General features: G+C 73.9%; 9 protein-coding genes and 1 pseudogene. 7 read left to right on the top strand and 3 right to left on the bottom strand.

The genetic code is table 11. The features are described from left to right. Nucleotides 1–37: 37 nt before the first annotated feature. The gene (locus tag B0E53_RS30185) at nucleotides 38–565 is read right to left on the bottom strand and encodes a PH domain-containing protein (RefSeq protein WP_107079106.1); all 528 of its coding nucleotides are present in this window, start codon (nucleotides 563–565) and stop codon (nucleotides 38–40) included. A gap of 22 nt (nucleotides 566–587) precedes the next feature. Next, a complete protein-coding gene (locus B0E53_RS30180; RefSeq protein ID WP_107079105.1) occupies nucleotides 588–818 on the bottom strand; it encodes a hypothetical protein in 231 nt (76 codons plus the stop codon). 240 nt (nucleotides 819–1,058) lie between these two features. Between B0E53_RS30180 and B0E53_RS30175 the strand changes: the two genes are divergently transcribed. From B0E53_RS30175 to B0E53_RS30145, 7 genes are all read left to right on the top strand, one after another. Then, nucleotides 1,059–2,165 (top strand): MoxR family ATPase, encoded by a 1,107-nt coding sequence (locus tag B0E53_RS30175; protein WP_107079104.1) that lies wholly within the window; start codon nucleotides 1,059–1,061, stop codon nucleotides 2,163–2,165. Further along, nucleotides 2,144–3,136, top strand: a complete 993-nt coding sequence (locus B0E53_RS30170; protein ID WP_168215449.1) for a DUF58 domain-containing protein — start codon at nucleotides 2,144–2,146, stop codon at nucleotides 3,134–3,136. Before B0E53_RS30175 ends, B0E53_RS30170 begins: the two co-directional genes overlap by 22 nt. Next, nucleotides 3,133–4,083, top strand: a complete 951-nt coding sequence (locus tag B0E53_RS30165) for a VWA domain-containing protein (RefSeq protein ID WP_107079102.1) — start codon at nucleotides 3,133–3,135, stop codon at nucleotides 4,081–4,083. Before B0E53_RS30170 ends, B0E53_RS30165 begins: the two co-directional genes overlap by 4 nt. A 597-nt stretch (nucleotides 4,084–4,680) precedes the next feature. Further along, nucleotides 4,681–5,385, top strand: coding sequence for a beta-ketoacyl-ACP reductase (locus B0E53_RS30160; RefSeq protein ID WP_107079101.1), 705 nt, complete (start codon nucleotides 4,681–4,683; stop codon nucleotides 5,383–5,385). 23 nt (nucleotides 5,386–5,408) lie between these two features. Then, nucleotides 5,409–6,176 (top strand): enoyl-ACP reductase FabI, encoded by a 768-nt coding sequence (gene fabI, locus B0E53_RS30155; protein ID WP_107079100.1) that lies wholly within the window; start codon nucleotides 5,409–5,411, stop codon nucleotides 6,174–6,176. A gap of 71 nt (nucleotides 6,177–6,247) precedes the next feature. After that, the gene (locus B0E53_RS30150) at nucleotides 6,248–7,279 is read left to right on the top strand and encodes a ferrochelatase (RefSeq protein WP_107079099.1); all 1,032 of its coding nucleotides are present in this window, start codon (nucleotides 6,248–6,250) and stop codon (nucleotides 7,277–7,279) included. Then, a complete protein-coding gene (locus tag B0E53_RS30145; protein ID WP_210406271.1) occupies nucleotides 7,228–8,094 on the top strand; it encodes an HAD-IIA family hydrolase in 867 nt (288 codons plus the stop codon). The genes B0E53_RS30150 and B0E53_RS30145 overlap by 52 nt, the downstream gene beginning before the upstream one ends. Nucleotides 8,095–8,104: 10 nt before the next feature. On the opposite strand, the pseudogene B0E53_RS30140 reads toward B0E53_RS30145, so the two are convergent. Then, nucleotides 8,105–8,344 (bottom strand): annotated as a pseudogene (locus tag B0E53_RS30140) (hypothetical protein); the annotation flags it as partial.

Here is an 8,344-nt window from a genome sequence, read left to right as displayed (position 1 = left end):
GGCGGGGCGCCGGGCTCCGGCTCGGCCGGGCCGGAGCTCACAGGCCCTCCGCCCGGTCCTCGCCGAGCGCGGTGAGCCGGTCGCGCAGCCGGGACGCCTCGGCCGGTCGCAGGCCCGGCACCCGGGCGTCGCTGGCCGCCGCGGCGGTGTGCAGCTGCACGGTGGCCAGGTCGAATGCGCGTTCCAGGGGCCCCGCGCTCACGTCGACGAACTGCATCCGGGAGTACGGCACGATGGACAGCCGCCGCACCAGCAGCCCGTGCCGGACCAGCAGGTCGTCCGCCCGCTCGGCGTAGCCCCAGGCGCGCACCGCGCGGACGATGGTGACCGCCCGCCAGGCGGCCAGCAGCAGCGCCACACCCATCGCGGCACCGAACAGCCAGTGCCCGGCGACCGCCCAGGCCACGCCGAGCACCACCAGCGCCACGGCGAGCAGGATGCCGAGCCGGATCAGCTCCACCCAGATCAGGTCGTGGGAGATCCGCTGCCACCGGACGGTCTCCGGCCAGGGCTCCAGAGGGCCGGTCGGGGCCGGCCGCCGGCCGGCGAGGTCGTCACCGTTCACCCGGGTGATCCGCTGCGCTCAATCACCCTTCGAGCGTAGGCGATCCCGGCACCGGTACGACCTCGCGCAGGAAGCCGCGCGCGTCGAGGAAGTCGCCCAGCGACCCGCGGTGCGCGGTGCAGGCCAGCCAGGTCTTGCGGCGCTCCGGCGGGTGGAGGCGGGGATTGTTCCAGCGCAGCTCCCACACGGCGGGGGCGCGACATCCCCGCGCCGAACAGATCAGCGGTTCGTCGGGGGGAGCGGGAGTGGTCACCGGGGCGAGTCTAGGGCCGCACGCCGGGAGCTTTAGCGCCGGGCGGCCACGGGGGGAGCCGCCCGGCGACGGGATGAATCGTACACACGCCGGACCCCTGGTTGTCCACCCGTGTTCAGGGTTTTCCGGGCCGCCGGACGGCGCGGCGAAAATCGTCCCTCTCCCGCCCTCGGCTCTCAGCGAGGCATGACAGTCTTGATACGCACCACACCGCGACGACGACCAAGCTGTGGAGGACCGGTGGCCCAGCCGACCACGCCCGACGCCCCGACCCCGACCGAGGCCGCGCCGGACGCGCCGCCTCCGGCGACCACCACTCCGGCCCAGGACGCCACCCTGCTGGAGCGGGCGCTGTTCGAGATCAAGCGGGTGATCGTCGGTCAGGACCGGATGGTCGAGCGGATGTTCGTGGCCCTGCTCGCCCGCGGCCACTGCCTGCTGGAGGGGGTGCCCGGCGTCGCCAAGACGCTCGCCGTGGAGACCCTGGCCAAGGTGGTCGGCGGGTCGTTCGCCCGGGTCCAGTTCACCCCCGACCTGGTGCCGGCCGACATCATGGGCACCCGGATCTACCGGCAGTCCAGCGAGAAGTTCGACGTCGAGCTGGGCCCGGTCTTCGTCAACTTCCTGCTCGCCGACGAGATCAACCGGGCCCCGGCGAAGGTGCAGTCGGCGCTGCTGGAGGTGATGGGCGAGCGCCAGGTGTCCATCGGCGGCGAGACCCACCGGGTGCCGGACCCGTTCCTGGTGATGGCCACCCAGAACCCGATCGAGCAGGAGGGCGTCTACCCGCTGCCGGAGGCGCAGCGGGACCGGTTCCTCATGAAGATCGTGGTGGGCTACCCCACCGACGCCGAGGAGCGCGAGATCGTCTACCGGATGGGCGTCGCCCCGCCCGAGCCGGCGCGGGTCTTCGACACCCCGGACCTGATCGCGCTCCAGCACAAGGCCGACCAGGTCTTCGTGCACAACGCGCTGGTCGACTACGCGGTCCGGCTGGTCCTCGCCACCCGGGCCCCCGCCGAGCACGGCATGCCCGACGTCGCGCAGCTCATCCAGTACGGCGCCAGCCCCCGCGCCTCGCTCGGTCTGGTCCGGGCCACCCGGGCGCTGGCCCTGCTGCGCGGCCGCGACTACGCCCTGCCGCAGGACGTGCAGGACATCGCCCCGGACATCCTGCGGCACCGGCTGGTGCTCAGCTACGACGCGCTCGCCGACGACGTGCCGGCCGACCACATCGTGCACCGGGTGATGTCGACCATCCCGCTGCCCGCCGTCGCGCCCCGGCAGCAGGCCACGCCGCCGCCACCGGCCGTGCCGCACGGCGGCTGGCCCGGGCAGCGGCCGTGACCCCACCCACCCGGCTGCCGGCCGGGAACGAGCGCTCCGGCGCCGTCCTCGCCCGGTTGCAGCTCATGGTCACCCGCAAGTTGGACGGGCTGCTCCAGGGCGACTACGCCGGGCTGCTGCCCGGACCGGGCAGCGAGGCGGGGGAGTCCCGCGAGTACCGCCCCGGCGACGACGTACGCCGGATGGACTGGCCGGTCACCGCCCGCACCACCATGCCGCACGTCCGGCGTACCGTGGCCGACCGGGAGCTGGAGACCTGGCTGGCGGTCGACCTCTCGGCCAGCCTGGACTTCGGCACCGGGCAGTGGCTCAAGCGGGACGTGGTGATCGCCGCCGCGGCCGCCCTGGCCCACCTGACTGTCCGGGGCGGCAACCGGATCGGCGCCGTGGTCGGCACGGGCGCGCCGGCGCCGGTCAGCCGGTGGCGGGGCGGCGGCCCGCCCGCCGGGCCGGGGACGCTGCACCGGCTGCCCGCCCGGGGCGGGCGCAAGGAGGCGCAGGGACTGCTGCGGGCCATCGCCGGCACCGAGATCCGGCCCGGCCGCAGCGACCTGGGCGTCCTCGTCGACATGCTCAACCGCCCGCCGCGCCGGCGGGGCGTGGCGGTGGTGATCTCCGACTTCCTCGCGCCGCCGCAGCAGTGGGGCCGGCCCGTCCGTAAGCTGCGGGTCCGACACGACGTGCTGGCCATCGAGGTGGTCGACCCGCGTGAGCTGGAACTGCCCGATGTGGGGGTGCTGCCGGTGGTCGACCCGGAGACGGGGGAGCTGCACGAGGTGCAGACCGCCGACCCGGGCCTGCGCCGCCGGTACGCCGAGTCGGCGGCCGCCCAGCGCGCGGCGATCGCCGCCGAGCTGCGCACCGCCGGCGCGGCCCACCTGCGACTGCGTACCGACCGAGACTGGCTGCTGGACATGGTGCGTTTCGTGGCCGCGCAGCGGCACGCCCGTACCCGAGGGACGACCCGATGATCCGTTTTCTGCAACCGTGGTGGCTGCTGGCCGTGCTGCCGGTGCTCGCCCTGGCCGCCGCGTACGTCTGGCGGCAGCTGCACCGCCGGCAGTACGCCATGCGGTTCACCAACGTGGACCTGCTGCGCACCCTGGCGCCGAAGGGGCTGGGCTGGCGGCGGCACGCGGCGGCCACCGCCTTCCTGCTCTGCCTGCTGGTGCTCGCCACCGGGCTGGCCCGGCCGGCGATCGACACCAAGGAGCCCCTCGAACGGGCGACGGTGATGCTCGCCATCGACGTGTCGCTGTCGATGCAGGCCGACGACGTGGCGCCGAACCGGCTGGAGGCTGCGCAGGAGGCGGCCAAGCAGTTCGTGGGCGAGCTGCCGGAGAGCTACAACCTGGGGCTGGTCTCGTTCGCCAAGTCGGCGAACGTGCTGGTCCCGCCGACCAAGGACCGGGGAGCGGTGACCACCGCCATCGACGGCCTGGTGCTGGCCGAGGCGACGGCCACCGGCGAGGCGGTCTTCACCTGCCTGGAGGCGATCCGCTCGGTGCCGGCGGACGGCGCGGCCGGCATCCCGCCGGCCCGGATCGTGCTGCTCTCCGACGGGTACCGCACCTCGGGCCGGTCGGTGGAGGAGGCGGCCGCCGCGGCGCAGGCGGCCAACGTGCCGGTCTCCACCATCGCGTTCGGCACCGACTCCGGCCAGGTGGACATCGGCGGACAGCTCCAGCGGGTGCCGGTGGACCGGATGGCGCTGTCGCAGCTCGCGGAGACCACCCAGGGCTACTTCTACGAGGCCGCCTCGGTCAGCGAGCTGAAGCAGGTCTACCAGGACATGGGCAGCTCGATCGGGTTCCGGACCGAGCCGCGGGAGATCACCCAGTGGTACGCGGGGATCGCCCTGCTCCTCGCGCTCTGCGCGGGCGGGCTGAGCCTGCTCTGGTCGTCCCGCCTGATCTGAGGCGGGACGACTCGGGACCGGCCGGTGGCGGTCAGTGACCGCCGCCGGCCAGGACGAAGAGGACGGCCACCCAGACGGCGGCGAGGGTGAAGCCCAGCGGGGCGACGTAACGGCTCATGGGACTGCTCCGTGGCGACGGACGGTCCGGGCGGGACGGACCGCGGGGGGTGGATCAGGACGTACGCACACGAAGTCGTGACCGGGGTGCTCCGCCCGGGCCGCGCGGCACGGTCGCCCCGGCGGACGGCCGAGGAGATCGGGGCGGTGCGGGGGGCGGGGAGCGGGGTCAGCCGCGCCGGCTGAGTCGTGGCTCAGCGGGGCTGACGGTCGGCCCGGCCACGACTGGGAGGATCGCTATCTCGCACAGCGATCACCTCCTGCGGTCGGCGGGGCTCGACGGCGGGCGAATCCACTGCCCGCAAACGTCGATCATCGTACACCCGGCACGCCGGCGGCACGCACTCGGCCGACCGGTCCACGCACCCCGGCCCGACCGGGCCGGCGGGGTTTCCGGCGGGCCGCCCGCGTTAGCGCTTACCTGCCGGTAACCCCTAGGCTCGCCACCGACTGGGAGATCAGCTGAGCAGAGGGGGAACCGTGGCCCGTACCGTGCTGGTGACCGGCGGAAACCGGGGAATCGGCCTGGCCATCGCGCAGGCCTTCGCCAAGCAGGGTGACCGGGTGGCGGTGACCCACCGCAGTGGCGAGGCCCCGGCGGGACTGTTCGGCGTGCGGTGTGACGTGACCGACGCCGAGTCGGTGGACGCCGCGTTCACCGCGATCGAGGCCGAGCTGGGCCCGGTCGAGGTGCTGGTCGCCAACGCCGGCATCACCGACGACACGCTGCTCATGCGGATGTCCGAGGAGCAGTTCACCCGGGTGCTCGACACCAACCTGACCGGCGCGTTCCGGGTCGCCAAGCGGGCCTCGACGAAGATGCTCCGCGCCAAGTGGGGCCGCATGATCTTCATCTCCTCGGTGGTCGGCCTCTACGGCGGCGTCGGTCAGGTCAACTACGCGGCCAGCAAGGCCGGCCTGGTCGGGGTGGCCCGCTCGATCACCCGCGAGCTGGGCAGCCGCAACATCACCGCGAACGTGGTGGCGCCCGGCTTCATCGACACCGACATGACCGCGGCGCTGCCCGAGGAACGGCGCGCCGAGTACCGCAAGGCCATCCCGGCCGGCCGTTTCGCCGAGCCGGAGGAGGTGGCCGGCGTGGTCACCTGGCTCGCCTCGGACGCCGCCGGATACATCTCCGGCGCCGTCGTCCCGGTCGACGGCGGCCTGGGCATGGGCCACTGAGAAAGTACGGAGGAGATAGCACAATGTCCGGACTCCTGGCCGGTAAGCGGCTGCTGGTCACCGGCGTCATCACCGACGCCTCGATCGCCTTCTCGGTGGCGAAGCTCGCCCAGGAGAACGGCGCGCAGGTCGTGCTCACCGGCTACGGCCGGCTCTCCCTGGTCGAGCGGATCGCCAAGCGGCTGCCCGAGCCGGCGCCGGTGATCGAGTTGGACGTCACCAGCGCCGAGCACCTGGCCGGCCTGGCCGACCGGGTACGCGAGCACGTCGACGGCCTCGACGGGGTGGTGCACTCGATCGGCTTCGCCCCGCAGAGCTGCCTCGGCGGCGGCTTCCTCGACGCGCCCTGGGAGGACGTGGCGACCGCGCTCCAGGTCTCCACCTACTCCTACAAGTCCCTCGCCATGGCGGCGCTGCCGCTGATGTCGGCGGGCGGCGCCGTGGTGGGCCTCACCTTCGACGCCACCAAGGCCTGGCCGGTCTACGACTGGATGGGCGTGGCCAAGGCCGGGCTGGAGTCCGCCTCCCGCTACCTGGCCCTGCACCTGGGCAAGCAGGGCATCCGCAGCAACCTGGTCGCCGCCGGGCCGCTGCGCACCATCGCCGCCAAGTCCATCCCCGGCTTCGACCAGTTCGAGACCGCCTGGGCCGAGCGCGCCCCGCTGGGCTGGAACCTGACCGACCAGGAGCCGGCCGCGCGGGCCTGCCTGGCGCTGCTCTCCGACTGGTTCCCGGCCACCACCGGCGAGATCGTCCACGTCGACGGCGGCTACCACGCGATCGGCGCCTGACACCGGGCGCGAAACCCGCTCGACCCGGGGTGGTCGCCGGACCGGCACGGCCGTCGGGGGAGAATGGCCTCATGGCGTACGACGCGTTGGTGCTGGTCTCCTTCGGCGGCCCCGAGCGGCCCGAGGACGTGCTGCCCTTCCTGCAGAACGTGACCCGGGGGCGGGGCGTGCCGCCGGAGCGGCTCGCCGAGGTCGCCGAGCACTACCTGCACTTCGGCGGGGTGTCGCCGATCAACCAGCAGTGCCGTGACCTGCTCGCGGCGATCCGGGAGGACTTCGCCGCGCACGGCGTCGACCTGCCGGTCTACTGGGGCAACCGGAACTGGGACCCGATGCTCGCCGACACGGTGGCGCAGATGCGCGACGACGGCATCCAGCGGGCCCTCGCCTTCGTCACCAGCGCCTACGGCGGCTACTCGTCCTGCCGGCAGTACCAGGAGGACATCGCCGCGGCCCGGGCCGCCGTCGGCCCGGACGCCCCGCTGATCGAGAAGCTGCGCCAGTTCTGGGACCACCCGGGCTTCGTCGAGCCGCACGCCGACGCGGTCCGGGCCGCGCTGGCGCAGCTCGACCCGGCCCGGCGGGACAGCACCCGGCTGGTGTTCACCGCGCACTCGGTGCCGGTGTCGGCGGCCGCCACCGCCGGCCCGCACGGCGGCCGGTACACCGCCCAGCTCGAGGAGACCGCCCGGTTGGTGCACGCCGCCGCCGCGCCGGACCTGCCGTACGACCTGGTCTGGCAGAGCCGCTCCGGCCCGCCGCAGGTGCCGTGGCTGGAGCCGGACATCAACGACCACCTCGCCGCCCTGGCCGGCCAGGGCGTGACCGGCGTGGTGGTCAGTCCGATCGGGTTCGTCTCCGACCACCTCGAGGTGGTCTGGGACCTGGACACCGAGGCCCTCGACACGGCCAAGCAACTCGGGCTGGACTTCGTCCGCGCCGGCACGCCCGGCACCGACCCGCGGTTCGTGGCGATGGTCCGCGAGCTGGTGCTGGAACGGACCGCCCCGGACGGCGGGCGGTTCCGCCGCCGGCTCGGCGAGCTGCCCACCTGGGACACCTGCCCGGCGCTGTGCTGTGTGCCCCCGGCCCGCCGTCCCTGAGCCCGACCACCTCCGACACCCCCTGGGGACGACACATGCATGACCGCAAGCCGGTACAGAGCTGGCTCACCGACATGGACGGCGTGCTGGTGCACGAGGGCCAGCCGGTGCCCGGCGCGCCCGAGTTCGTCAAGCGGCTGCGCGCCTCCGGCAAGCCGTTCCTGGTGCTCACCAACAACTCGATCTACACGCCGCGCGACCTGCAGGCCCGGCTGGCCCGGATGGGGCTGGACGTGCCGGAGGAGGCGATCTGGTCGTCGGCGCTGGCCACCGCCCAGTTCCTGGCCGACCAGCGGCCGGGCGGCACCGCGTACGTGATCGGCGAGGCCGGGCTCACCACGGCCCTGCACGCGGTCGGCTACGTGCTCAGTGATTTCGCCCCCGACTACGTGGTGCTGGGGGAGACCCGCACCTACAGCTTCGAGGCGATCACCAAGGCGATCCGGCTGATCAACGACGGGGCCCGGTTCATCTGCACCAACCCGGACGCGACCGGCCCGTCGGTGGAGGGCGCGCTGCCGGCCGCCGGCTCGGTGGCCGCGATGATCTCCAAGGCGACCGGCGTGGAGCCGTACTTCGTCGGCAAGCCCAACCCGATGATGATGCGCTCGGCGTTGAACACCATCGACGCGCACTCCGAGTCCACCGCGATGATCGGCGACCGGATGGACACCGACATCCTCTGTGGCCTGGAGGCGGGGCTGGAGACGATCCTGGTGCTCACCGGGATCAGCAGCCGCGCCGAGGCCGAGCGCTACCCCTACCGGCCGTCCCGGATCGTCGACTCGGTGGCCGACCTGATCGACGAGGTCTGAGCCCTCGGGCTCAGGGGCGCAGCGGGGCGTTGCAGGCGGCCACCAGCGCCTGCCGGCAGGCGGTGGTCAACGGCCGCAGCGCCGCGTCCCGCTGCTGCGCCTCGTAGGTGTTCACCGCCCCGCCCGGGGCGCTCTCCCCGGCCAGGGCGAGCACCCGGTCCAGCACGGCCGCGCGGGCGAACAGCCGGCGCGACCGCGGGTCGAAGCCGGGCGGCAGGTCGGTCCCGCCGTCCGGGCGGCGCAGCGCGGC

The organism is Micromonospora sp. MH33 (assembly GCF_003013775.1).
GTDB lineage: Bacteria > Actinomycetota > Actinomycetes > Mycobacteriales > Micromonosporaceae > Micromonospora > Micromonospora fulviviridis.
Note: the sequence above shows the minus strand (reverse complement) of the source record. Positions and strands in the feature narration are given on the sequence as shown.